At 64.3% G+C, this 22,381-nt stretch carries 25 protein-coding genes; 14 read left to right on the top strand and 11 right to left on the bottom strand.

The window, feature by feature from the left end; all coding sequences use genetic code 11:
- Positions 1-142 precede the first annotated feature (142 nt).
- Positions 143-1,057, bottom strand: a complete 915-nt coding sequence (locus tag ORS3428_RS21180) for a LysR substrate-binding domain-containing protein (RefSeq protein WP_071100195.1) — start codon at positions 1,055-1,057, stop codon at positions 143-145.
- A gap of 98 nt (positions 1,058-1,155) precedes the next feature.
- On the opposite strand from ORS3428_RS21180, the gene ORS3428_RS21175 reads away from it, so the two are divergent.
- The 3 genes from ORS3428_RS21175 to sbmA all read left to right on the top strand — a co-directional run bounded on the left by ORS3428_RS21175 (position 1,156) and on the right by sbmA (position 4,257).
- Positions 1,156-1,362 carry a hypothetical protein gene (locus ORS3428_RS21175; RefSeq protein ID WP_071100194.1) on the top strand — a complete coding sequence of 69 codons (207 nt, stop codon included), beginning with the start codon at positions 1,156-1,158 and terminating at the stop codon, positions 1,360-1,362.
- Between the two features lie 351 nt (positions 1,363-1,713).
- Positions 1,714-2,874, top strand: a complete 1,161-nt coding sequence (locus tag ORS3428_RS21170; RefSeq protein WP_172833712.1) for a YbfB/YjiJ family MFS transporter — start codon at positions 1,714-1,716, stop codon at positions 2,872-2,874.
- Between the two features lie 120 nt (positions 2,875-2,994).
- The gene (gene sbmA, locus ORS3428_RS21165; RefSeq protein ID WP_071100193.1) at positions 2,995-4,257 is read left to right on the top strand and encodes a peptide antibiotic transporter SbmA; all 1,263 of its coding nucleotides are present in this window, start codon (positions 2,995-2,997) and stop codon (positions 4,255-4,257) included.
- A gap of 22 nt (positions 4,258-4,279) precedes the next feature.
- On the opposite strand, the gene ORS3428_RS21160 is transcribed toward sbmA, so the two are convergent.
- Complete coding sequence (locus ORS3428_RS21160) at positions 4,280-5,296, bottom strand: polysaccharide deacetylase family protein (protein WP_071100292.1); 1,017 nt, start codon at positions 5,294-5,296, stop codon at positions 4,280-4,282.
- Between the two features lie 213 nt (positions 5,297-5,509).
- Between ORS3428_RS21160 and ORS3428_RS21155 the strand changes: the two genes are divergently transcribed.
- Together ORS3428_RS21155 and der are read left to right on the top strand one after the other, a co-directional pair.
- Entirely contained in the window at positions 5,510-6,175 is a 666-nt protein-coding gene (locus ORS3428_RS21155) for a tetratricopeptide repeat protein (protein WP_071100192.1), read from the top strand.
- Between the two features lie 6 nt (positions 6,176-6,181).
- Entirely contained in the window at positions 6,182-7,612 is a 1,431-nt protein-coding gene (der, locus tag ORS3428_RS21150) for a ribosome biogenesis GTPase Der (protein ID WP_071100191.1), read from the top strand.
- Between the two features lie 91 nt (positions 7,613-7,703).
- On the opposite strand, the gene ORS3428_RS21145 is transcribed toward der, so the two are convergent.
- On the bottom strand, positions 7,704-8,621 hold the full coding sequence (locus ORS3428_RS21145; RefSeq protein ID WP_071100291.1) for a LysR substrate-binding domain-containing protein: 918 nt from the start codon (positions 8,619-8,621) through the stop codon (positions 7,704-7,706).
- Between the two features lie 117 nt (positions 8,622-8,738).
- Between ORS3428_RS21145 and ORS3428_RS21140 the strand changes: the two genes are divergently transcribed.
- From ORS3428_RS21140 to ORS3428_RS21110, 7 genes are all read left to right on the top strand, one after another.
- Complete coding sequence (locus ORS3428_RS21140) at positions 8,739-10,010, top strand: MFS transporter (protein ID WP_071100290.1); 1,272 nt, start codon at positions 8,739-8,741, stop codon at positions 10,008-10,010.
- A 138-nt stretch (positions 10,011-10,148) separates the two neighbouring features.
- A complete protein-coding gene (locus tag ORS3428_RS21135) occupies positions 10,149-11,330 on the top strand; it encodes a cell wall hydrolase (RefSeq protein WP_071100190.1) in 1,182 nt (393 codons plus the stop codon).
- A gap of 266 nt (positions 11,331-11,596) precedes the next feature.
- Positions 11,597-11,989 (top strand): AtpZ/AtpI family protein, encoded by a 393-nt coding sequence (locus ORS3428_RS21130; protein ID WP_071100189.1) that lies wholly within the window; start codon positions 11,597-11,599, stop codon positions 11,987-11,989.
- A 66-nt stretch (positions 11,990-12,055) separates the two neighbouring features.
- The gene (locus ORS3428_RS21125; protein WP_071100188.1) at positions 12,056-12,814 is read left to right on the top strand and encodes a F0F1 ATP synthase subunit A; all 759 of its coding nucleotides are present in this window, start codon (positions 12,056-12,058) and stop codon (positions 12,812-12,814) included.
- Positions 12,815-12,892: 78 nt separating this feature from the next.
- A complete protein-coding gene (locus ORS3428_RS21120; RefSeq protein ID WP_040971820.1) occupies positions 12,893-13,117 on the top strand; it encodes a F0F1 ATP synthase subunit C in 225 nt (74 codons plus the stop codon).
- Between the two features lie 61 nt (positions 13,118-13,178).
- Entirely contained in the window at positions 13,179-13,760 is a 582-nt protein-coding gene (locus tag ORS3428_RS21115; RefSeq protein ID WP_071100187.1) for a F0F1 ATP synthase subunit B, read from the top strand.
- Positions 13,761-13,770: 10 nt separating this feature from the next.
- The gene (locus ORS3428_RS21110) at positions 13,771-14,262 is read left to right on the top strand and encodes a F0F1 ATP synthase subunit B (protein ID WP_071100186.1); all 492 of its coding nucleotides are present in this window, start codon (positions 13,771-13,773) and stop codon (positions 14,260-14,262) included.
- A gap of 301 nt (positions 14,263-14,563) precedes the next feature.
- On the opposite strand, the gene ORS3428_RS21105 is transcribed toward ORS3428_RS21110, so the two are convergent.
- Together ORS3428_RS21105 and ORS3428_RS21100 are read right to left on the bottom strand one after the other, a co-directional pair.
- Positions 14,564-15,259, bottom strand: a complete 696-nt coding sequence (locus ORS3428_RS21105) for a ribonuclease HII (protein WP_071100185.1) — start codon at positions 15,257-15,259, stop codon at positions 14,564-14,566.
- A gap of 198 nt (positions 15,260-15,457) precedes the next feature.
- Positions 15,458-16,612 carry a PA0069 family radical SAM protein gene (locus ORS3428_RS21100; RefSeq protein ID WP_071100184.1) on the bottom strand — a complete coding sequence of 385 codons (1,155 nt, stop codon included), beginning with the start codon at positions 16,610-16,612 and terminating at the stop codon, positions 15,458-15,460.
- Between the two features lie 149 nt (positions 16,613-16,761).
- On the opposite strand from ORS3428_RS21100, the gene ORS3428_RS21095 reads away from it, so the two are divergent.
- Positions 16,762-17,265 carry a glycosyltransferase family 2 protein gene (locus ORS3428_RS21095; protein ID WP_071100183.1) on the top strand — a complete coding sequence of 168 codons (504 nt, stop codon included), beginning with the start codon at positions 16,762-16,764 and terminating at the stop codon, positions 17,263-17,265.
- A 218-nt stretch (positions 17,266-17,483) separates the two neighbouring features.
- Here the strand turns inward: ORS3428_RS21095 and moaB are convergent, their stop codons facing one another.
- From moaB to ORS3428_RS21065, 6 genes are all read right to left on the bottom strand, one after another.
- Positions 17,484-18,041: a molybdenum cofactor biosynthesis protein B gene (gene moaB / locus ORS3428_RS21090; RefSeq protein WP_071100182.1), complete on the bottom strand. Its 558-nt coding sequence runs from the start codon at positions 18,039-18,041 to the stop codon at positions 17,484-17,486.
- Positions 18,041-18,922: a 4-(cytidine 5'-diphospho)-2-C-methyl-D-erythritol kinase gene (locus ORS3428_RS21085; protein WP_071100181.1), complete on the bottom strand. Its 882-nt coding sequence runs from the start codon at positions 18,920-18,922 to the stop codon at positions 18,041-18,043. Before ORS3428_RS21085 ends, moaB begins: the two co-directional genes overlap by 1 nt.
- A 26-nt stretch (positions 18,923-18,948) precedes the next feature.
- Positions 18,949-19,134: a hypothetical protein gene (locus tag ORS3428_RS21080; RefSeq protein ID WP_071100180.1), complete on the bottom strand. Its 186-nt coding sequence runs from the start codon at positions 19,132-19,134 to the stop codon at positions 18,949-18,951.
- 83 nt (positions 19,135-19,217) lie between these two features.
- Positions 19,218-20,075 (bottom strand): S49 family peptidase, encoded by an 858-nt coding sequence (locus ORS3428_RS21075; protein WP_071100179.1) that lies wholly within the window; start codon positions 20,073-20,075, stop codon positions 19,218-19,220.
- Positions 20,076-20,183: 108 nt separating this feature from the next.
- Positions 20,184-20,978 (bottom strand): tRNA1(Val) (adenine(37)-N6)-methyltransferase, encoded by a 795-nt coding sequence (locus ORS3428_RS21070; RefSeq protein ID WP_071100178.1) that lies wholly within the window; start codon positions 20,976-20,978, stop codon positions 20,184-20,186.
- Positions 20,978-21,202, bottom strand: coding sequence for a putative signal transducing protein (locus tag ORS3428_RS21065; protein WP_071100289.1), 225 nt, complete (start codon positions 21,200-21,202; stop codon positions 20,978-20,980). Before ORS3428_RS21065 ends, ORS3428_RS21070 begins: the two co-directional genes overlap by 1 nt.
- Before the next feature lie 162 nt (positions 21,203-21,364).
- Here ORS3428_RS21065 and ORS3428_RS21060 point away from each other — a divergent pair, with 162 nt between their 5' ends.
- Positions 21,365-22,378 (top strand): polyprenyl synthetase family protein, encoded by a 1,014-nt coding sequence (locus ORS3428_RS21060; RefSeq protein ID WP_071100288.1) that lies wholly within the window; start codon positions 21,365-21,367, stop codon positions 22,376-22,378.
- Positions 22,379-22,381 lie beyond the last annotated feature (3 nt).

Below are 22,381 nucleotides of genomic sequence, written 5' to 3'. Positions count from 1 at the left end.
GGGGTCTAGCCCTTACATAGACCGCTGCCGTTGGCCTTTCCACCGCGATCGACTGGGCCTGTTAAAAGCATGGTCCCGAAAAGTGCGCAGCGGTTTTTGCTGCGCTGACCTTCGGTTCGGACAAGATCATGCTCAAACGAGCTTAGGCCGCGCTGTCCAACGCCCTGAATTGCGCCGTGGTCGCCTCGATCTCTTCGCGGATCCAGGCCTTGAAATCGCGCACCTTGCGGCTTTCGCTTTTTGTCGCCGATGTCACCAGCCAGTAGCCCAGTCCGCTCTCGGCCCGCACGCCGAAGGGCGCCACCAGCCGGCCGTCGGCGAGCGCATCGGCGGTCAGCAATTGCCAGGCGAGCATCACGCCATGGCCGGCGATCGCCGATTCCAGGCAAAGCATCGGATCGGTGAAGCGCGCGCCCTTCAGGAAAGTGACCGGCTCGACGCCGGCCGCCTCGAACCAACTGTCCCAGCTGATCATGGCGCGCTCGTCGGTGATGGCGCAGGTCTGCGCCAGATCCTCGATCGACTTCAGCCTGGCTGCAATCGAGGGCGCGCAGACCGGAAAAACCTCCTGCGCGAGCAGCAGTTCGGCCCGGCCGCCCGGCCAATTGCCGTCGCCCAGCCGGATGGCGATGTCGATGTCGGAATGGTCGAGATCGGCGATCCTGACCGAGGCGTCGATGCGCAGCAGGACATTCGGGTGGCGGGCGAAATGCCGCGACAGCCGGGGCAGCAGCCATTTCGAAGCAAAGGCCGGCGCCACCGACACCACAAGCGTGCACTCGCTCGCCTCGTCCGCCAGTGCCACCGCTTGTGCCAGCTCGCGGAAGCCGGAGCTCAGCCGGGCCGTGAAGACGGCACCGAATTCTGTCGGCACCAATCCGCCTGGCGTTCGTTCGAACAGTGCCTGCCCCAGTTGCTTTTCCGTGCGCTTGATCTGCTGGCTGACGGCGCTTACCGAGACGTTGAGCTCGGCGGCCGCGGCGGCAAGCGAGCCCAGCCGGGCGACGGTTTCCACGGCGCGCAGGCCGTTGAGATGGACGCGGTTCAGCATAGCCATTCAGTTTTTCTAAAATGGCGGGACCGAAATCTCAATTGAATCCTGGCGGAAAAAGGCGGAATTTTACCGGGTGCAGGCCATATCTTTGGAGGCATCCGATGAAGATTTTGTCTTTGCTGAAGGGGCTTTCCGGTGCGGAGCCAAGACAGGTCCGGCGGGACGACGGCGAGGTCGCCCGCTGGGTAGTCGACCCGCTGTCGCATCCGGTGCTCGACACCATGTCGGAGCGCGAACTGGGCGACCTGCCGTTTCGGCTGACCGCCGGCCGTACGGCATACGAGACGGCTGGAGCGGGCTGCCGCTGAATCTCCGCGGGGCCGAAGATTGCTCTCTGCTTCTACAAAAGGCGCCAAACCTCATCGAAGTCGGCGCCGCCCCTCACCGGCCTGCCGGCATCCTCTCTCCATATAGTGACGGGGAGAGGGGGTGCTCTCATCGAGGGTTTCGCCAATCTCAAGCGTCGCAGGAAGGAAGCCAGCATTGCGACCAGCCTCTTCTCCCCGTCACTATACGGGGAGAAGTGCCCGGCAGGGCGATGAGGGGCGGCGTCGGAAGTTTCACCTTCAAGAGCCAAGGCGTTCGAGGCGCCTTGCCACCGTTCTGGCCCAACGCAAGCACGGTTGTTTCGCCTGCGCACACATCTATGTTGCGCTGCAATGAACACCGCCTCGCCATCCCCGTTGCGTCTCGCCCTTGCCGGCATGGTCGCGCTCGCCGTCGCCATGGGCATCGGACGCTTCGTCTACACGCCGATCCTGCCGGGCATGATGGAGGAACTGCACCTGACGCCGGCCGATGCCGGCTGGATCGCTTCCGCCAACTATCTCGGCTACCTCATCGGCGCGCTTGCCGCGGCAGGCGGCTGGGCGCATGGCCGCGAGCGTCTGCTGATGTTCGTCAGCCTGGCTGCCAGCGCCGTGCTTGCCGGCCTGATGGGACTGAACGAGACGATGGCGRCATTCATCGTCATCCGCTTCCTCGCAGGACTGGCCAGCGCCTTCGTCATGGTGTTCATGTCGTCGATCGTCTTCAGCCATCTTGCCTTGACCGGCCGTGGTGACCTGCAGGCGCTGCATTTTGGCGGCGTCGGCTTGGRCATTGCGGCATCATCGGCGCTGCTGGCCTTTCTCGTCACCGAACATGCGGGCTGGCCTGCGGGCTGGCTGTGGTCGGGTGCGATCTCCGCTGTCGGCCTGCTGCTTGTTGCRCTGCTTGCCGGCTCCGCCACCTCTGCCAACGGCGTCGACGGGCCCGAGCCGGCCTTGCCGAAGGACAGGTCGCTGACAAGAATGATCCTTGCCTACGGGCTGTTCGGTTTCGGCTATGTGGTGACTGCGACTTTCCTGGTCGCCATCGTTCGGCAGGGCGGCGGCGGGCGCGTCTTCGAGGCCGCGGTCTGGATGGTCACCGGCCTTGCCGGTTTTCCGTCGACCTGGTTCTGGCAGAAGCTTGCCGGCAGGGTCGGGCTCTCCGAGGCTTACTGCGTGAGCTGTCTGGTCGAGGTGGTGGGCGTCACCGCCAGCATCGTCGTCAAGGGATTCACCGGGCCGCTRCTCGCCGGCGTGCTTCTCGGCGGCACCTTCATCGCCATCACCGCGCTCGGCTTGCGAGCGGGACGGCAGCTTGCGCCGCAGGCGCCGCGCCGCATCTTTGCGGTGATGACCGCCGCCTTCGGTCTCGGCCAGATCGTGGGCCCGATCGCCGCTGGTCTGCTTGCCCAGGCCTCGGGCAATTACGTGCTTGCCTCGATCATGGCAGCCGTCGCCCTATTGTTTTCTGGCGTCATTGCCTGGACGGCGGCACCAAAATCGCCATGATTGTGGTCTTGCTCCGTGCCGGGCATCGGGCAGGGCATTTTCTTTCCCACTAATGTGTGAATTTATGCTCGCCGAACAGCAACGCCGCTGATTGCGATTCAATCGAGGAAACCCGCCACAGTGTTCGTATCCTTTTTCCCGCAGCCGAAACTCTTCTTCATCTCGGCCGCCGTCTGGAGCCTTCTTCTGGTCCTTGTTTGGTTCTTCGGTGGTGCGGACGTCGGCGCCATGGTCGGGCTGCCCCAAGCCGCAGCCGACGCGCCGCCGATTATCGGCGTCGCGGTCTTTTGGTCGCCGCCCTTTCTTTGGTTCTACGTGTATTTTGCCCTGGCGGTCGGGATCTTTTACGCGCTCTGGAGATGGTATTCACCGCACCCATGGCGCAGCTGGTCGATCCTTGGCTCCTCGCTGATACTTTTCACCACATACTTTCAAGTGCAGGTGAGCGTAGCAATCAACAACTGGTATGGCCCATTCTACGATCTCATCCAGGCGGCTCTGTCCAAGTCGCGCCCGGTTACGAATGCCGAATTCTATCATGACCTTGCGGACTTCGCCGGCATCGCATTTGTCGCGGTTGTCGTTGGCGTGTTGRCCCGCTTCTTCGTCAGCCACTACATCTTTCGTTGGCGTACGGCGATGAATGAATACTACATGGCCAACTGGGAGCACCTGCGCAACATCGAGGGGGCCTCTCAGCGCGTTCAAGAAGACACGATGCGGTTTTCAACGACGATGGAGGGCCTGGGCGTCAGTCTGGTCGAGTCAGTCATGACGCTGATCGCCTTCCTGCCGGTGCTGATGCGGCTTTCGGCCAATGTCACCGACCTTCCGTTGGTCGGCCAGGTGCCGAACGCCCTTGTGGTGGTCGCTATTATCTGGTCGCTGTTTGGAACGACTTTCCTGGCGATAGTGGGYATCAGGCTGCCAGGGTTGGAATTTCGAAATCAGCGCGTCGAGGCGGCCTACCGCAAAGAATTGGTCTACGGCGAGGATGATATAGAGCGGGCGCAGCCGCCGACGGTTGCCGAACTTTTCCAAAATGTCCGGAGAAATTATTTCAGGCTCTATTTCAACTACATGTATTTCAATGTTGCCCGTATCTTGTATCTGCAGACAGACAACATTTTCCCTTACATAGTACTTACGCCAACAATTATTGCTGGAAAAATTTCGCTTGGCGCCTTGAATCAGATTCTTAACGCGTTCGAGCAAGTGCGGACGTCATTTCAGTATCTGGTCAATTCTTGGACGACGATCGTCGAATTGTTGTCGATCTACAAGCGCCTGCGCGCGTTTGAAGCCACGATCAAAGGCGAGCCGCTGCCGGCCATTGACCGTCGCTTCATCGAGCACCGGGCCGAGGAGCCGGATCCCGCCTGATGCTATCGAAAAGGTGGGCGGCTCAGCCGCCCACCGCGGCCTGCGCTTCGCCCGGGTGTTGCCGCGCGAGATAGTCGCGGAAGCTGATGCACTCGACCTGCTTCATGACGCAGACCTCGCCGGCAAAACGCTCCAGCGCGTCCCAGTAGGCGCCGTTGTTCATTTGCGTGAAATGGAAGCCGAGTTCGAGTGGAATGCGCTTGCCATCGTACTGCGCATCGAAGGCGGCGCGGAACGTACGATAGGCGCGATCGGCGAACTCGTCCGCCATGGCCGGCTTCTCGACGCCGCCCGAATGGCGGAAATAGAGATTGTAGTCCATGGCGACCACCGGCTTCGATTTCGTCCCGTCCGGGATCTGCGGCAACGCAAAGCGGGTGATGCCGTTCTTCGTCGGCGGCAGGGCAGGGCCAGGCGAGACTCCGCTTGCATCGAACGCAAATCCGGCTTCCGGCAGCGCTTCGTAAAGCGCCTTGTCCGTGGACAGATACGGTGCGCGAAACCCGATCACCGCATGGCGCGCGAAATCCCGCCAATCGGCCGGCTCGGGTGAAATGCCGTTGATCGTATAGGCGTTCTCGAGGATGCGCCGGAACGCACTGAACTCGGCAAGCCAGTCGGCCTTGCTCCAGTTCTTGCCGTCGAAGTGGCCGCAGGCATGGCTGCCTATGTCATGGCCTTCTGCGGCCGCGAGCCGGATCTGTTCCAGCCTGTCTGCGACTTCCTGCTTCGAGGCGGCAAAGCCGATATTCGATTTGCCGGCCCCCTTGCCGGGCGCGATGTATTGCTGGCGTGTTTCAGGCGAGAGCAGGAAGACGCAGGACAGAAAATAGGTGAAATGCGCGCCGGTGCGTTTTGCCAGCGCTCGGCTGCGTTCCCATTGCGAAATCTCGCGCGCGCTGTCGAAGGAGATGAGGACGATCTGCTTTGGCTTTGCCGGCATGGGCTCTGGCGACTGGGGCGGGTCGGCGAAGGCTGCGGCAACGGAAGTGGCAAGCGAGGCGAGGCTGAACGCCAGGACGCGGAACGGATGTGGCACTGGAACCTTTCGGGGGGCGATCTTCGGACGGTTGGACAGCCGGCTATTGCCCAATTGTGGCATCGGTGCGTTCCGGCCCACCTGAAAGCCGCCTGGCCTGTCCCGCCGATTTTGCGGCGGTCCCTCTTCCATGCCGACAAAATTTCGCTAAAACGCGGGCTCAAGAAGCGCCCCGCCACGGCAATAGCTTGTGGCTGCAATGGTTTTTGATTGATGTCGGACGACAGTTTTATCCGGGAAGTCAACGAAGAGATTCGTCGCGAGCAGGCGCAGGCGCTGTGGGATCGTTTTGGTCCGGCCCTGCTTGGCCTCGCGATCCTGATCGTGGTGGCGACGGCCGCCGTCGTTGGCTATCGCTATTGGGATGAGAGCCGAGCCAACCGCTCGGGCGATGCCTTCTCACAGGCGCTCAAGCTCGCCAATGACGGCAAGAACGACGAGGCGATCGCCGCTCTCGATCAGCTGGAAAAGGACGGCTACGGCGCCTATCCGCTGCTCGCCCGGATGCGCGCCGCCACCGTCAAGGCCGACAAGGGCGACGTCGCCGCCGCCATCAAGGACTTTGACGAAGTTGCCGCCGACGGCGCCATTCCCGCCGGCATCCGCGACATGGCGCGGCTGAGGGCGGCATTGCTTCTCGTCGATCACGGCTCCTTCGCCGATGTTTCCAGCCGGGTCGAGGCCCTGACCGCCGACACCAATCCGCTGCGGAGCTCGGCGCGCGAGGCRCTCGGCCTTGCCGCCTGGAAGGAAGGCAAGTCGGCGGACGCGCTCAAACTGTTCGACCAGATCGCTTCGGATGACGGCGCCCCGCGCAATGTGCGCCAGCGGGCGCAGTTGATGGCCGAGCTGATCCGCGGGTCGGGCAACGCGTCGTGATCTTTGATGAGCTTCAAAGTTGCCATCATCGGCCGGCCTAACGTCGGCAAGTCGACCCTTTTCAATCGGCTGGTGGGAAGGAAGCTGGCGCTTGTCGACGACACGCCGGGGGTGACGCGCGACCGTCGCGTGCACGCCGCCAAGCTCTACGATCTCCGCTTCGATGTCATCGACACCGCCGGATTCGAGGACGCCGCGGCTTCGACGCTACCCGGCCGCATGCGCCTGCAGACCGAGATCGCGATCCGCGAGGCCGACCTGATCTTCTTCACCGTCGACGCCAAGTCGGGCCTGATGCCCGACGACCGGACCTTCGCCGAGGTGGTGCGCAGGTCCGGCAAGCCGGTCGTGCTGGTCGCCAACAAGGCGGAAGCCCGCGGTGCCGAGGCCGGCATGCTGGAAGCCTGGGAACTCGGTCTCGGCGAGCCGATCCCTGTCTCGGCCGAGCATGGTCAGGGCATGCCCGATCTGCGCGATGCGGTGATCGCGGCACTCGGCGAGGAGCGCGCCTTCGGCGAGGACAAGGAAGAAGCAAGTGACGAGATCGCCGTCAGCGAGGTGCTGATCGGCGAGGATATCGCCGATCCCGATGCCGAGCCCGCCTATGACGACACCAAGCCGCTGCGCATCGCCGTCGTCGGCCGCCCCAATGCCGGCAAGTCGACGCTGATCAATGCGCTGATCGGCGAGGAACGGCTGCTGACCGGCCCTGAGGCGGGCATCACCCGCGATTCCATCTCGGTCGATTGGGACTGGCGCGGCCGCCGGATAAAACTCTTCGACACGGCCGGCATGCGGCGCAAGTCGAAGGTCCAGGAAAAGCTCGAGAAGCTCTCCGTGCAGGACGGTCTGCGCGCCATCCGCTTCGCCGAGATCGTCATCATCGTGCTCGACGCAACCATCCCGTTCGAGAAGCAGGACCTGCAGATCGCCGACCTCATCATTCGCGAAGGCCGCGCACCGGTGATCGCCTTCAACAAATGGGACCTGATCGACAATCCGCAGGAGCTTCTCGCCGAACTGCGCGAGAAGACCGAGCGGCTTCTTCCCCAGGTGCGCGGCATCCAGGCGGTGACGGTCTCCGCCGAGACCGGGCGCGGCCTCGACCGGCTGATGGACGCCGTCATCAAAACGCACAGGGTCTGGAACAGCCGTGTCTCGACCGGCAAGCTCAACCGCTGGCTGGAAGGCATCCTCGCGCACCATCCGCCGCCCGCAGTCGCCGGCCGCCGGTTGAAGATCAAATATGTCACGCAGGCAAAGACGCGCCCGCCGGGTTTCGTCGTCTCCTGCTCGCGTCCGGACGTAATGCCGCAATCCTACGTGCGTTACCTGTCGAACAGCCTGCGCGAGGCCTTCGACATGCCAGGCGTGCCGATCCGCATGGCGCTGCGCACTTCGGACAATCCTTTCGCGGGTCGCGCGAAGAAGCGCTGAGGCTTGGGCAGAGGCGCGAAAGCCCCTCCAGTCGTCATCCTCGGGTCTGCGCTCCGCTACGCGTCGCTCCACCCGCGGATGACGAAGAGCTCTAAGCGACCTCTCGAAGCCCCTCACCGGTTCGCGCCCCCTCGGGCAGCGCYTCCACCGTCGACTGCAGCAGAATATCCGCCAGCCGCGCCGCCACCGGATCGAGCTCGGCGTCCTTCTGGTGCAAATGCAGCGCCATCCTCGGCAGGGCAGGGAGCCCAAGCGCTCCCGGCGCGATCGCTCTGACATTGGCGGGCAGGCCGATATCGGTGCGGATCGTCAGGCCCAACCCGGCCGCCACCGCCGCCCAGATGCCGCCGAGGCTGGGGCTCGAGAAGGCCATTCGCCAGGGAAGGCCGGCGCGATCGAGCGTCTCGGTCGCCACGGTGCGTAGCAGGCAGGGTGCCTCGAACGCCACCAGTGGCAGCGCCTGGCCGTGGGGGCCCACTTCCATCGGTTTCGCCGGGCCGATCCAGCGTGCCTGCACATCGGCGACATGCCGGCTGTAGGGCAACGTCGTGCCATCATGCCAGGCAAGCGCAATGTCGAGGTTGCCTGAGAGAATGCGCTCTGCAAGCTCGTGGCTGCGTCCGATCCGCGCTTCGATCCGGACCTTGGGATGGGCACGGGCGAAGCGGCCGAGCACGCCCGGCAGCACGGCCTCGCCGAAATCCTCCTGCAGGCCGAGCCGCACCCAGCCTTCCAGCTCGACGTCGCGGATGGCGGAGGCCGCCTCATCATTGAGCTCTATCAGGCGCCGCGCGTAGCCGAGCATCGTCTCGCCGGCTTCGGTCAGCGCCAGGCCACGCCCCGCCTTACGGAAGATCGGCGTCGCCGCCTGCTCTTCCAGCTTCTTCAACTGCGCGCTGACGGCGGAGGTCGAACGGCCGAGCCGCCCGGACGCCTTGGCGAAGCTACCGAGCTCCATGCCGGTGACGAAGGTCCTGAGGACGTCGAGGTCGAAGGTGACGCGTCGCATGATATCGTCCTGCTTTTCGGGATTGATGATCAAAAACTTCCTGATTTTTTGGATCAAGCTATGGCGCTACATCCGCCCCGTCAAGGCCGGTCAGCCGGCCGTCACGGGAATGGAATGATGTCAGCCATCGTCACCCGCACTGATTGCCAGCCGGATGGGCGAGACACCACTGCCGCCTCGGCCGGCCGGACTTTCGCACGCAACCATCGCTGGAAGGTGCCAGGCATCGGTGTCTCCGCCAATGCCGGCTTTTCCGCCACCTTCTCCGGCATACCGGCAACGGCGGTGGTGATGCGCCAGGGCTACCATCTCGGCAATGCCGAGCTTGGCCTGGCTCTCGGTCTGCTCGGCCTTGGCGTGGCGCTCAGCGAGCTGCCTTGGGGCGTGCTCACCGATCGTTGGGGGGATCGCCGCGTGCTGCTGACCGGGCTCACGGCGACGGCGGCATGGCTTTCCATGATGGCGCTGCTTGTCGTGCCGTCGAAAGGGGCCATTCCCGGTGTCGCGCTGCTTTCGGCGAGCCTGCTCGTTGCCGGCTTGCTTGGCGGCAGCGTCAACGGCTCCAGCGGCCGTGCCATCATGGGCTGGTTCGGCGAAAGCGAGCGCGGCTTTGCGATGAGCATCAGACAGACCGCCGTGCCGCTCGGCGGCGGGGTGGGCGCGCTCGTCTTGCCCTCGCTTGCCTTGGCCTTGGGCTTTGCCGCCGTCTTTGGCCTGCTCGCGGCAATCTCCGCGCTCTCGGCCTTCTTTGCCTGGCGCTGGCTGCACGAGCCGCCGACGCAAGGCAAGGCTCACGCTGCGGCGAGCGGCCCGGCGCCGCTAAGCAACATCGACGTCTGGCGCATCTCGACAGCCATCGGCCTGCTCTGCTTCCCGCAGGTCGCGGTGCTCACCTTCGCTTCCGTCTTCTTGCACGACTTCGCCGGCATGGGCACGCGGGTGACCAGCGCAAGCCTTGCCGCCGTGCAGATCGGTGCCATGGTGATGCGCGTTTGGAGCGGCCGCCTCACCGACCGCCACCGCAATCGGCGCCCTTTCCTGAGGTTCTGCAGCGCGCTCAGCGCGCTGGCGTTCCTGGTCCTCTGGCTGCTGGTGGTCTCAGTGGCCAGGCAGCCGGCGCTGATGTTGCTCCTGCCGGTCTTGGTGGTTGTGGCCGGCATCTCCGTCTCGGCCTGGCACGGTGTCGCCTATACCGAGCTTGCCACACTCGCCGGTGCCGGCCATGTCGGCACAGCGCTCAGCCTCGCCAACAGCTTCGTGTTTATCGGCTTCTGCCTCGTCCCGATCGCGATTCCATGGCTGTTGCTGCTCTTTGCATGGCCGGGCGTGTGGCTGGCGGCCGCGATCTGCGCGGCGATTGCATGGCCGATCTTCCTCCGCCCCGCCTGATTCTTGGCCGGTTTTCCACAGCAGTGCGAAGCCGGTTTGCCTTCAACATGAAAAAAACAAGATCGATGTCGTTAACCCCCCATCAAGGTTAATGCTTCATTTTGGCTCTCCKGGGTCAGTAGCGTTCTGGAGAGTTCCGTGCATCGACGCGCTTTTGCGCGGCTCGTCGCCGCCGCCGTTGCGAAAAAACGTTCCGTACTTCCTCCTTTGGTCCTTGGGCTCGGCATCTGGGTCGGGTTTCCCTCCGTCGTCGCCTACCAGGACATGGCCAGCCTCGTTTCCGGGCTGGAGTCGCCCAACGCCCGTTGGAACGCTTATGTCGAGAGATCCGTCGCCGGCTCGGTACATGCCGCCGAGATGCCGTTCGCCGATTCCGCCGCCACCGGTTCGATCTCCGGCTCCGGTGTGGAATTGCCCGGTATCGGCGCTGTGGCTTTTCGCRGCAAGGGCAATGCCGCCGGCACGACGCCGGACGAGGATCGCGTCGTGCGTGCCGACAAGAAAGGCCGCCTCGTCCAGGTCTCGCCGRTCGCGCCGCCGAAGAACTTTAGCGCCGGCTCGATCTTCGASCGCACCTCCTTGCTGCTCCGCCCCGCGATGGACAGTGGCCTGAAGCTCACTTTCGCCAAGCCCGGCATCAAGGGCAAGGAAATCCAGATCGCCCAGGTCTTCCATATCCGCGAGGACAAGAAGCCGGATCCCGGCGTGCCGGCCGCGCTCGCCGCCCTCGTCAACAACGACAAGCCGGATATTCTCGCCACCGCCTATGCCCAGTCGGCGCCCGACTACGCCAAGGCCTCGCCCTTCGAGGCGCTGCTGCAGGCCGACCCGAACGATGGCCGCTTCATCCCGCCGATGGGCAAGGGTGACCACGCGTGGATGCAGAACCCGCTTCCGGCAGCTGTCTTCTCCAAGCCGGAGCAGGAATGCCTCGCCAAGGGCATCTATTTCGAGGCGCGCAGCGAGCCTGTGCGCGGCCAGGCCGCGGTGGCGCAGGTGATCCTCAACCGCGTCCGCAACCCGGCCTATCCGAAGACGATCTGCGGCGTCGTCTACCAGAACGACAACTGGTTCAATCGCWGCCAGTTCTCCTTTGCCTGCGACGGCAGGAAAAAGCGCATCGACGACCCGGTCGCCTACAAGACCGCCCAGGATGTCGCCATGGCGGTGACCGCGGGCAAGATATTCATCCCCGAGGTCGGCTCGTCGACGCATTACTATGCCAACTACGTCCATCCGGGCTGGGCGCGCGCCATGCAAYGCATGACGAGGATCGGCCTGCATATCTTCTACCGCACCYATGGCGGCGGCTGGAGCTGAGCCGATCGAGCGAGGGCTCCGGCAGCGTTCTCCGCGGCCCGCCGCACGCGCCGATCGGTGCGGCTTGCCGCGCGGATTCGCCCCAAGTCCTTGCATGGGTGCGGCGGGCACGATGTCGCACCTGCGTAAACGGTTGATTTAAAATAGAAAAATACATCACTTTGAAGTTCGGCCCGTGGCTTGACGGGCGCGGACCCTCTAACTATGTTGCCGGCGACTTTTGAAGCGGACGGACGGTGATAGTCTGCCCGGGCAGGGGGGTTGCGATGGCCGACAAAAATGGGCCAGACGGAACCGGAGAAACCGGCCGCGGCAAACTGCCTGAAGCCACCAACCGCGACGACGAACTTGAGCGCCGCCGGCGCGAGCTTGAAGCATCGCTTGCATCAAGACGCACGGACCGGCTCGAGGGGAAAGACGAAGCGAAAGCTGCGACCGGTTACGGTCAGGCACTGAAGCTGTCCAGCGAGTTCATCGCCGGGGTGGTGGTCGGTGTCGGCTTGGGCTGGATCATCGACCGCCTGGCGGGAATCGCGCCATGGGGTCTGATCGTCGGCCTGCTGCTGGGCTTTGGCGCCGGCATACTCAATGTCCTGCGTTCGGCGGGACTTGCGCCGGAATTCGGTCAGGGCGGCAAGCCGCGCGAGCCGAAGGAATGAAGTGAGGCGCCGAAAGGCGCGAAAGCGAACTTAAGAAGCCGGTTGCGGCTTTGACGGGGATTAAAAGTGGCTGCTGACAAGGTCGATCCGATTCACCAGTTTCAGATCCATCCGATCGTCCCGATTCACATCGGCGGCTACGACGTTTCCTTCACCAATTCCGCTCTTTTCATGGTCGTGACGATCGTCGTCGCTTCCGCCTTCCTCTACATGAGCACCGCCAGYCGCAGCCTCGTTCCAGGCCGCCTGCAGTCGGTTTCGGAAATGGCCTACGAGTTCGTCGGCAACATGCTGCGCGACGCGGCGGGCAAGCAGGGAATGCAGTTCTTCCCGCTGGTATTCTCGCTGTTCATGTTCGTGCTTGTCGCCAACCTGCTCGGCCTGTTCCCGTATTTCTTCACCGTCACCAGCCACATCATCGTCACCTTCACACTGGCGATCCTCGTCATCGGCACCGTCATTGTCTACGGTTTTGCCAAGCATGGCCTCGGCTTCCTCAAGCTGTTCGTGCCGCATGGCGTGCCCGGCTATCTCTTGCCGTTGGTGGTGGCGATCGAAATCGTTTCCTTCGTCTCGCGTCCCGTCAGCCTCTCTGTTCGTCTTTTCGCCAACATGCTGGCCGGCCACATCACGCTGAAAGTTTTCTCGGGCTTCGTCGTGAGCCTGAGCGCACTGGGCGCTCTCGGCGTCGCCGGTTCGGTGTTGCCGCTTGCCATGGCTGTTGCGCTTTCTGCGCTCGAAATGCTGGTTGCCTTCCTGCAGGCCTACGTGTTCGCGGTGCTGACCTGCATGTATCTGAACGACGCTCTGCACCCGAGCCACTGATCGATTTTCACCGGCGTCCCGGCGCCAGCATACCCAACGTACCAACCGCAACGACTACGGAAACCACAGGAGTTTGAAATGGACGCAACTGCAGCAGCTGCTATCGGCGCTGGTATCGCCTGCATCGGCATGGGCGGCGCGGGCATCGGCCTCGGCAACATCTTCGGCAACTACCTCTCGGGTGCCCTGCGCAATCCGTCGGCAGCTGACGGCCAGTTCGGCCGCCTGATCTTCGGCTTCGCCGTGACCGAAGCTCTGGGCATCTTCTCGCTCCTCATCGCGCTGCTGCTGGTCTTCAAGTAAGAGCCAGGGCTGACGAAAGGGGCCGCACGGTGCGGCCCCGTAGTATGGACAGGGGAATGAGATGTTCGTGACATCTGCCTTTGCGCAAGAGACCGCGCCGGCTGCGGCCGAAGGCGGTACGCATGCCGGCACCACCGTGCCCGCCGAGGAGCATGAAACGTTCCCGCCGTTCAATCCCGCGACCTTCCCGTCGCAGATCCTGTGGCTCGTCATCACCTTCGGGCTGTTCTATCTGTTCCTGAAGCGGGTTGTGATGCCGCGCGTCGGCGGTATCATCGATGTCCGCAACGATCGCATCACCCAGGACCTCGACCAGGCTGCACGGCTGAAGGGCGAGGCCGATGCCGCCGTTGCCGCCTATGAGCAGGAACTGACGGAAGCCAAGGCACGCGCCAACGCGATCGGCCAGGAGGCGAGCGACACGGCCAAGAAAGAGGCCGAAAGCACGCGGAAGAAGCTCGAGGCGGAACTCGAGAAGAAGCTCGGCGAGGCCGAGGCGAGCATCGCCTCGATCAAGGCCAAGGCCATGAAGGAAGTCGGCACGATCGCCGAGGACACCACGTCGGCCATCGTCGAGGCGCTCGTCGGCGGCAAGACCGACAAGGCCGAAATCTCGGCCGCGGTCAAATCCGCGACCCGGTGAGGAGGGCATCATGGACGCCACATCACTCGCGACACTCTGGGCAACCATTGCCCTGATCATCTTCCTCGGCGCCGTCATCTATCTGAAGGTGCCGAGCATGCTTGCCAAGTCGCTCGACGCCCGTGCGGCCAAGATCAGCGGCGAGCTCGAGGAAGCGCGCCGCCTGCGCGAGGAGGCCCAGCAGTTGCTTGGCCAGTATCAGCAGAAGCGCAAGGAAGCCGAGAAGGAGGCCGCCGACATCGTCGCCGCCGCCAAACGCGAGGCCGACCGGCTCGCCGCCGAAGCGCAGAAGAAGACCGAGGACTATGTCGCCCGGCGCACGGCGCTTGCCGAGCAGAAGATCAGTCAGGCCGAGCGCGAAGCGATCGGCGAGGTGCGCGCCAGCGCTGTCGACATCGCCGTCGAGGCCGCCCGCGCCCTGCTTGCCGCCAAGGTCGACGCCAAGGCCGGAGCGGAACTGTTCAAGTCCGCGCTGCAGGACGTCAAGGCCAAGCTGAACTGAGCCTCAAGGCTCCGAAACCATCAAAGCCGCCTGGGCAACCCGGCGGCTTTTTTGTTTCGGGAAAAGCGAGGCGCCGAAGCTGCCAATCTCCCCCCTTGTGGGGGAGAGGCTCGGCAGGGCAGAGGGGGGCGCGAAGGATCGCCGGCGTCAGATTTTCTTCGACCGCGCCGAATGCAAATTACAGAGGGAACCTGAGCGCTACGGGTTGATATGTTAGCGGGACAGCGCCCCCTCTGTCCTTCGGGRCATCTTCCCCACAAGGGCAGGGCAATCGCATATGGAATTGCCGAGTCTCCGTCGCTCACTCCAGACCGAGAATCTCTTCTACCTCGACTATCTCAACGCCACCCAACCGGAACGGCGCAAATGACGCCCGGTGCAGGCGTGCCACTGGCCCATGCGTCTCGATGGCGGTCCGGTGTCGAACCGTCGCGTAGCCCATATGCACTTCGAAGCCGTAGTGCTCGTGATGGYCGCCGCAGCCGCACATCATGCGGTCGCGCATCACCTTGGCGACGATCGAGGCGGCGGCGATCGACTGCGAGCGCTGGTCGCCCTTGATCAGCGCTCGGCCCTCGCAGGGGAGGCCGGGCGGCACGTCTCGGCCGTCGGCCAAAGCCAGTTTCGGCTGCAAGGACAGGCCGGCGGCGGCGCGGCGCATCGCTTCCAGGCTGGCTTTCAAGATATTGCTGTTGTCGATGCCTTCGGCGCTGATTGACGCCATCGAGACGCTGAGCGCCGAGCCGAGGATCTTGAGGAACAGCGCCTCGCGCTGCAGATGGGTGAGGCGCTTGGAATCGTCGAGGCCTTCCGGGATGTTGGCCGGGTCGAGCACGACGGCGGCCGCCACAACCGGCCCGGCGAGCGGGCCGCGACCGGCCTCATCCATGCCCGCGACAGGCCAGAGCCCGTCGGCCATCGCCTTCGTCTCGATGGAGAAATCGGGCTTCTCGACCATTTCAAACAGAAGCGGAGAATCGGAACGCGCGCGAGCCATGGTGCGGCGAGGTTCGCATCGGCTCCGATTCTCCGCAAGTCCCTCCGGGTCGGGTGGGGCATAGGACCGGGAGGGCACCGTCTCACAGCCGGGGGGACAGGGGCCGGACGGATTCTGCTAAAGCGGATAGCAATCCAGGACGAAAAAGCGCTTTTCCTGGAATTGCTTAGCGCCGGTCTCCATCGACCGGCACAGTCTTCAGAGCAGCATCAGCTGCTCACCGGCATTGGAGCCTGCGACGAATTGGTCGGTCCTGAGCGACCGCCGCTCGGCATTGATCCCGAGCCGCTTGGCGGCGATCTCGAAGCGCCGGCCGATCTGCCAGGCATAGGGTCCGGCGCCTTTCATGCGCTTGCCCCATTCCGAATCGTAATCCTTGCCGTCGCGCATCGAGCGGATCAGCGACATCACGTGCCGGTAGCGATCCGGATAATGCCGCAGCAGCCAGTCCTTGAAGATTGGCGCCACTTCAAGCGGCAGGCGCAGCACGACATAGCCCGCCTCCCGCGCGCCGGCGGCGCGCGCCGAATCGAGGATGCGCTCCAGTTCAGGGTCGTTGAGACCGGGAATGATCGGCGCCACCATGACGGAGGCCGGGATGCCGGCATCCGAAAGCTGGCGGATCGCCTCCAGCCGCTTGGTCGGGGTCGAGGCGCGCGGTTCCATGGTGCGCGCCAGCATGCGATCGAGCGTCGTCACCGACAGCGCCACCTTGGCAAGGCCGCGTTCGGCCATGCGCGACAAAATGTCGATGTCTCTCGTCACCAACGCCGACTTGGTGACGATGCCTACCGGATGGCCGCGCGCCTCCAGCACCTCCAGGATCTCGCGCATGATCCGATACTGTTTCTCGATCGGCTGGTAGGGGTCGGTGTTGGTGCCGATGGCGATGGTGCGCGGCTGATAGCCCGGCTTCGACAATTCCCTGTCGAGCATGCGCGCGGCGTCCGGCTTGGCGAAGAGCTTGGATTCAAAATCGAGCCCCGGCGACAGGCCCATGAAGGCGTGCGTCGRCCTGGCAAAGCAGTAGACGCAGCCATGCTCGCAGCCGCGATAGGGATTGATCGAACGGTCGAAGGAAATGTCCGGCGATTCGTTGCGCGTGATGATGGTGCGCGGCTTCTCGACCTGAACCTCGGTCTTGAAGGGTGGCAGCTCTTCCAGCGAATTCCAGCCGTCGTCGAACACATGCCGGCTGACCGGCTCGAAGCGGCCGGACGGATTGATGCCGGCCGAGCGTCCGCGATTGCGGTMAGGGCGCACGCGCATGCCGCTCTGTTCCATCATCRCATTGGCCATCTCGGCCCTGCCTGCTCCGAAAGCGGCAATGTCGGCACGCACGATCTGTTCCATTTTTGCCCTCTCCCAGGGACTGTCCGCAGGCTGTCGAATCGCTCTGTTCATGAAACTATTCCTATTTCGCTGATGAGAACAAAGCAAGAACTTTTTGCCCTGTGCTGTGCAACTGGCGCGGCGCCCGGCTTTCCGCTATTCGGCTAGGAATGCTCAGCGTTCTCATCGAAACCCGCAACGACGAAGAAGGCCTCGCCCGCACGCTTGCCTCGCTGATTGGCGGCGCGGTCGAGGGCGTCGTGCGCGACGTCATCGTCTGCGACGCCGGTTCGACCGACCAGACGCATCGCGTCGCCGAGCATGCCGGCTGCCATTATTTAGCCGGCAGCATCGCTGCCGGCATCGGCCAGGCAAAGGGCGACTGGCTGCTGCTTCTGGAGCCCGGCGCGCGGTTGGCCGAAGGCTGGATCGAGGAGGTGGTGGCCCATACGGCAAGGCAGACAATGCCGGCGCGCTTCTCGCGCGCCCGCGGCAATCGCACGCCGTTCCTGGCACGCGTCTTTTCGGGCAACCGCGCGCTGGCCGAAGGCCTCGTCATCAGCAAGCGCCAGGCTTTGGCGCTGGCGAAAAGCGCGCGCAGTGCCGAAGCCTTGGCGCGCGGTCTGGCGACGAGAAGATTGAATGCCGAAATCTGGGTGGCACCGCCGAAGTGAGTTTTCCTTCCTTCTCACCGTTTCACGGGGAGAAGGTGCCGGTCCACCCTCCGCAGCTGCTGCGGAGGACGGGCAGGCGGATGAGGGGGCGGCGCCGACGTTTCCAGCGATCGCTCAGGAGAGCGCATCCTCCGCTCTGCCGGTGGTCATTGCGCCAAGCTTGGCGCGGGTGCCGTTCTGCTGGCAGACGAGGTACCGATCGGCGCTTTGCCTATGCCTTACGAGGCGATCTGGCCGCCGCGCCGCAAATGCTCGTCGAGGCGCGGCATGATTTCCACGAAGTTGCAGGGCATGTGCCGGTAGTCGAGCTGCGGCTTCAGGATGCCGTCCCAGGCGTCCTTGCAGGCGCCGGGCGAGCCTGGCAGCACGAAAACGAAGGTGGCGTTGACGACGCCGCCGGTCGCCCGGCTCTGGATCGTCGAGGTGCCGATCTTGTCGTAGGAAATGCGGTGGAAGACTTCCGAAAACCCGTCCATGCGCTTTTCGAAGATCGGCTCCAGCGCTTCCGGCGTAACGTCGCGGCCGGTGAAGCCGGTGCCGCCGGTGGTGATGACGACATCGACCGCTTCGTCCTTCGACCAGCCGAGCACTTTTTCGCGGATCTTTTCCTCGTCGTCGGTAACGATGTCGCGGGCGGCCAATATGTGGCCTGCCTCCGCAATGCGGTCGGCGAGCGTCTGGCCCGATTTGTCGTCGGCAAGGCTGCGCGTGTCCGAAACCGTCAGCACCGCGATGCGCACCGGGATGAAAGGCCGGCTTTCGTCGATTCTGGCCATCAGTCGGCCTCCATGCTGCGCGTCGCGGCGACGAACCAGTCGGGATGGTGGCGGCGGATCTCGATTGCCRCGCGCTTGGCGATATTGCCGGTCTCCAACAGGCCGAAACACGTGGCGCCAGAACCGGACATGCGGGCGAAGGCGGCGCCCGCTTCTTTGAGCGCCGTGAGCGCCTCGTCGATGCCGGGCTGGATCGAACGGGCGGCGTCTTCCAGATCGTTGCGCGTCTTTGCCAGCCAGTCGAGTATGCCGTGGAAGTCCAGCCGTCGTGGCAAGGCAGGCAACGCGTCATTGTCGCGTCTGGAAAGCGCCTTGAACACCTCGGGTGTCGAAACCGCCACGCCCGGGTTGACCAGCACCATTGCCAGCGCTGGAAATTCAGCGAGCGGCGACAATTCTTCGCCAACGCCGCGTGCAATCAGCGGCTTAGCCTCGAGGCACATCGGCAGATCGGCGCCGAGCGCCAGCCCGATCCGGGCCAACTCGGCGCTGTCGATATCGAGCTCCCAGAGGCGGGCAAGACCGTTGAGCGTGGCCGCCGCATCGCTCGAGCCGCCGCCGACGCCGGAGGCGATCGGCAGGTTCTTCTCCAGCCGAATGGYGACGGGCGCTGTCTGTCGCGAGCCGGCTTGCCTGCGGAGAGCCTCGCGCGCCCTCACCACCAGATTGTCGCTGTCGATCGRCACGCCGGCGGCGAAAGGACCGGACACCAAAAACTCATCGCACTCGGCCGGCCCGATCTCCAGCCGGTCGCCGAAGCGGGTGAAGACGGCAAGGCTGTCGATGAGATGGTAGCCGTCGGCGCGCCGCCCAGTCACATGCAGCGCCAGATTGATCTTGGCAGGGGCAAGCCAGGTCCGGGTCTGTGTCCCTGGCTCCACAATGTCGGCTGCTGGCGAGATGGTGTTCAGTCCTTGGCCAGACGGTACTCGCCGGTCTTCGGATCCTTGACCAGCGTTCCCATCGTGCCGTTGGCCGCCTGTTTCTCGGTCCGCCGGATCTTGGCCGTCACGCGCTCGGCCTCGCGGATGAAAGCGCGGTAGCCGAAATRGGCGGCGGCGCCGACGACGACAAAGAAAATGATCTGCGGCATCTCGAAACTCCTTCCGCGTTTGCGCGGCAAGGCCGGCCGGACGGGTCGGTCAAGCTTTGATGGTAAACGCAATCACCACCTTTTCAAAGTCCGAAGCGCGCCCACAATGCGCGCTCTTCCGCCGCATCGATGATGCCATTCGCGGCCGCGGCGGCGATGTCCGGCGCCGAAAAGCGCGAGCCGAACAGGCCGAAACGGCCGAAAAGCCCGCGCGGCGCGGTGATGAGCTTGAGCTGCGTCTTTTCGCCGAAGCGGGTCTTCAGCACACTGCGCATGTCGCCCAGCGCATCGACCAGACCGAGCTCCAGGCCTTTCTTGGCGGTCCAGAACAGGCCGGTGAAGAGATCCGGATCGTCCTTGAGCTTCGTGCCGCGCCGCTCTTTCACGAGATCGATGAAGGTCTCGTGCACTTCAAGCTGCAGCGCCTTCAGCCGCTCGACGTCTTCCTTCTTCTCCGGCTTGAAGGGGTCGAGCACCGCCTTGTTCTGGCCGGCGGTGTGGACGCGCCGCTCGACGCCGATCTTCTTCAACAGTTCCGGGAAACCGAAGGAGGCGGAGACGACGCCGATCGAGCCGACGATCGAGGAGGGGTCGGCGAAGATCTCGTCGCCGGCKATCGCGATCATGTAGCCGCCGGAAGCCGCCACGTCCTCGACGAAGACCAGCACCTTCTTGTTCTTCTCCGCAGCCAGGTCGCGGATGCGCTTGAAGATCAGCCTTGACTGCACCGGAGAGCCGCCGGGCGAGTTGATCGAGATGGCTATCGCCGGCGCGTCGAAGGCGAACGCCTTTTCAATGACGCCGGCCGTCGAGGCGAGCGACAGGCTCGGCCGGAATTGGCCGCCGCCGGGCAGGATGGTGCCATGCAGCCGGATGACGGGAATGGTGACGACGGTGGAGCGCCAGGACTTCGGCAGCAGGCGGTTGAAGAGGCGTTTCACGAAAGCTTGTCTCCGGAAGAAGTGCAAGGCGCAAGGTGAGACCTCATCCCTGCTCCCGGCATGTAGGAATTCGCTAGCCAACGGCAATGCCGTATCGCCGACCTCTAATCAATCGCCAAACAGCGAAGCCAGCCCATTGTTGATCATCGAGGTCCGCTCGGTCGGCTCGTTGCCCGACGGTCCGTGCAAGGTGAGCGGTGRCCGGATCGACAGCTTGCCGCGCGCGCCGAGCACCGCCCTGACGACGATGCGGATCGCCGCGGCCTCGGGACGCGGGTGCACGCAGAGCATCTCGGTGTCGCCGAAACGGCCCTCGATCGCATCGAGAATGGCGACAAGCTGCTCCGGCCGGGCGATCACCGCCAGCCCGCCACGCGGTTTGACGACGGCGGCGGCGCTCCTGATCCAGCGCTCGAACAGCCCGTCCTCGGAGACATGCGCCTCCCTGCGCAATGCGTTTGGCGTCGAGCGATCTTCGACGGCGTTGAATGGCGGGTTCATGATGACGAAGTCGAAGGAATTGTCGGCGAGCCCTGCTTGGACGCGCGCCCGGCCGGCTAACGTGACATCCGCCGTCAGCACCGAGGCGCGGTCGCCGAGATGCGCATTGCCGGGATGCGCAAGCGTGGCGGCGGCAAAGGCGGCCATCTCGGCGGAGCGCTCGACCAGCACCGCGCGCGCCTTCGTGCAGCGCGACAGGACGGCGAGCGCGGCGGCACCGGCGCCGGCGCCGAAATCGGCGATCCGGCCGGCAAAGCCCGACGGCACGGCTGCTGCCAGCATCATGGCGTCCATGCCCGCGCGATGGCCTTGGCTCGGCTGCACCAGCCAGAAGCGGCCGCGATGAAAGGCATCGACCGTGTGGGCCGGTGTGTCCGAGGCGAGGGCGGTTGACGTTGCCATTATTTCCGGCGGATTTCGTTCTCGATGCCCGCATCCTTCAGGATGCGCCGAGCCRCATCGGCCTTGTCGGCATCGACCATGATGCRCCTGGGCAGGGCGCCGATCGATCCGTCGAGCACGCTCATATTCTGGTCGGCGACGAAACAGGCGATGCCGGCGTCCCGCATCAGCGATTCGATGAAGGAGATGAGGACGGCGTCGTTGGTGCGGACGAGTTCTATCATGAAACAAAAATCGCAGGTTGCGCCGTTCATGTAAACGTCGAGGCAGGCCAGCGCCAGGCCGCCCGCGCCAATTCGCCTCTTGCAGTGCCCGGTTGTGCCGACCTAGAGTCCGAATGGGACCAGGGTGTTGTCGTGCGCGTCAACTAGACGGGAGTGATCGTGGTGGGTGTCGTTCTCAATATCGAAGGCAAGCGGGAAGCCGCTTCCATCAAGGATCTTATCGATCTGACGGCAGCCGACATGGGACGCGTCAATGAGCTCATCCTGTCGAAGGCCGGTTCCGACGTCGAGATGATCCCGGAGATCGCCAACCACCTGATCTCGTCCGGCGGCAAGCGGCTGCGGCCGATGCTGACGCTGGCCGCCGCCCAGATGTTCGGCTATGCGGGCGAAGGTCACGTCAAGCTCGCGACCTCGGTCGAGTTCATGCACACGGCGACACTGCTCCATGATGACGTGGTCGACGAGAGCGCGCTTCGCCGCGGCAAGAAGACGGCGCGCATGATCTGGGGCAACCAGGCAAGCGTGCTGGTCGGCGATTTCCTGCTCGGCCAGGCCTTCCGTATGATGGTCGAGGTCGGCTCGCTGGAGGCCTTGGACATTCTGTCGACCGCCGCCTCCATCATCGCCGAGGGCGAGGTGATGCAGCTTGCCGCCGCCAAGAACCTGGAGACTACAGAGGACGAGCATTTCGCCGTCATCAAGGCCAAGACCGCGGCCCTGTTCTCGGCTGCAGCCGAGGTCGGTCCGGTGATCGCGCTGGCCTCGCGCAACGACCGCGCGGCGCTGCGCTCCTACGGCATGAATCTCGGCCTCGCCTTCCAGCTCATCGACGACGCGCTGGACTATGGCGGCTCCAGCCAGGACCTCGGCAAGAATGTCGGCGACGATTTCCGCGAGGGCAAGGTGACGCTGCCGGTGATCCTCGCCTACCGTCGCGGCACCAAGGCCGAGCGCACTTTCTGGAAGCGCGCCATCGAGGACAATGCCACAGACGATGCTGGGCTCGAAAAGGCGATCGGCCTGATGACCCGCCACGGCGCCATCGCCGACACGATCGGCCGCGCGCGCCACTTCGGCGAGATCGCCCGCGACGCACTGGCGCCGCTCGAGGAGACGCCTCAGAAATCGGCGCTGATCGACGTCATCGATTTCTGCATCAGCCGCGTCAACTGACAG

It is taken from the genome of Mesorhizobium sp. ORS 3428 (genome assembly GCF_001854785.1).
In the GTDB taxonomy this organism is placed as follows: Bacteria; Pseudomonadota; Alphaproteobacteria; order Rhizobiales; family Rhizobiaceae; genus Mesorhizobium.
The sequence above is the reverse complement of the archived record's forward strand: the minus strand, read 5'-3'. Positions and strand labels throughout refer to the sequence as shown.

What these genes read in the sequence shown, in the direction of transcription:
- ORS3428_RS21140 (WP_071100290.1), top strand. Translation starts at nt 8,739, where the DNA reads ATGTCAGCCATCGTCACCCGCACTGATTGCCAGCCGGATGGGCGAGAC.
- ORS3428_RS21120 (WP_040971820.1), top strand. Translation starts at nt 12,893, where the DNA reads ATGGACGCAACTGCAGCAGCTGCTATCGGCGCTGGTATCGCCTGCATC.
- der (WP_071100191.1), top strand. Translation starts at nt 6,182, where the DNA reads ATGAGCTTCAAAGTTGCCATCATCGGCCGGCCTAACGTCGGCAAGTCG.
- ORS3428_RS21095 (WP_071100183.1), top strand. Translation starts at nt 16,762, where the DNA reads ATGCTCAGCGTTCTCATCGAAACCCGCAACGACGAAGAAGGCCTCGCC.
- ORS3428_RS21180 (WP_071100195.1), bottom strand. Translation starts at nt 1,057, where the DNA reads ATGGCTATGCTGAACCGCGTCCATCTCAACGGCCTGCGCGCCGTGGAA.
- ORS3428_RS21175 (WP_071100194.1), top strand. Translation starts at nt 1,156, where the DNA reads ATGAAGATTTTGTCTTTGCTGAAGGGGCTTTCCGGTGCGGAGCCAAGA.
- moaB (WP_071100182.1), bottom strand. Translation starts at nt 18,041, where the DNA reads ATGGCCAGAATCGACGAAAGCCGGCCTTTCATCCCGGTGCGCATCGCG.
- ORS3428_RS21110 (WP_071100186.1), top strand. Translation starts at nt 13,771, where the DNA reads ATGGACGCCACATCACTCGCGACACTCTGGGCAACCATTGCCCTGATC.
- ORS3428_RS21130 (WP_071100189.1), top strand. Translation starts at nt 11,597, where the DNA reads ATGGCCGACAAAAATGGGCCAGACGGAACCGGAGAAACCGGCCGCGGC.
- ORS3428_RS21115 (WP_071100187.1), top strand. Translation starts at nt 13,179, where the DNA reads ATGTTCGTGACATCTGCCTTTGCGCAAGAGACCGCGCCGGCTGCGGCC.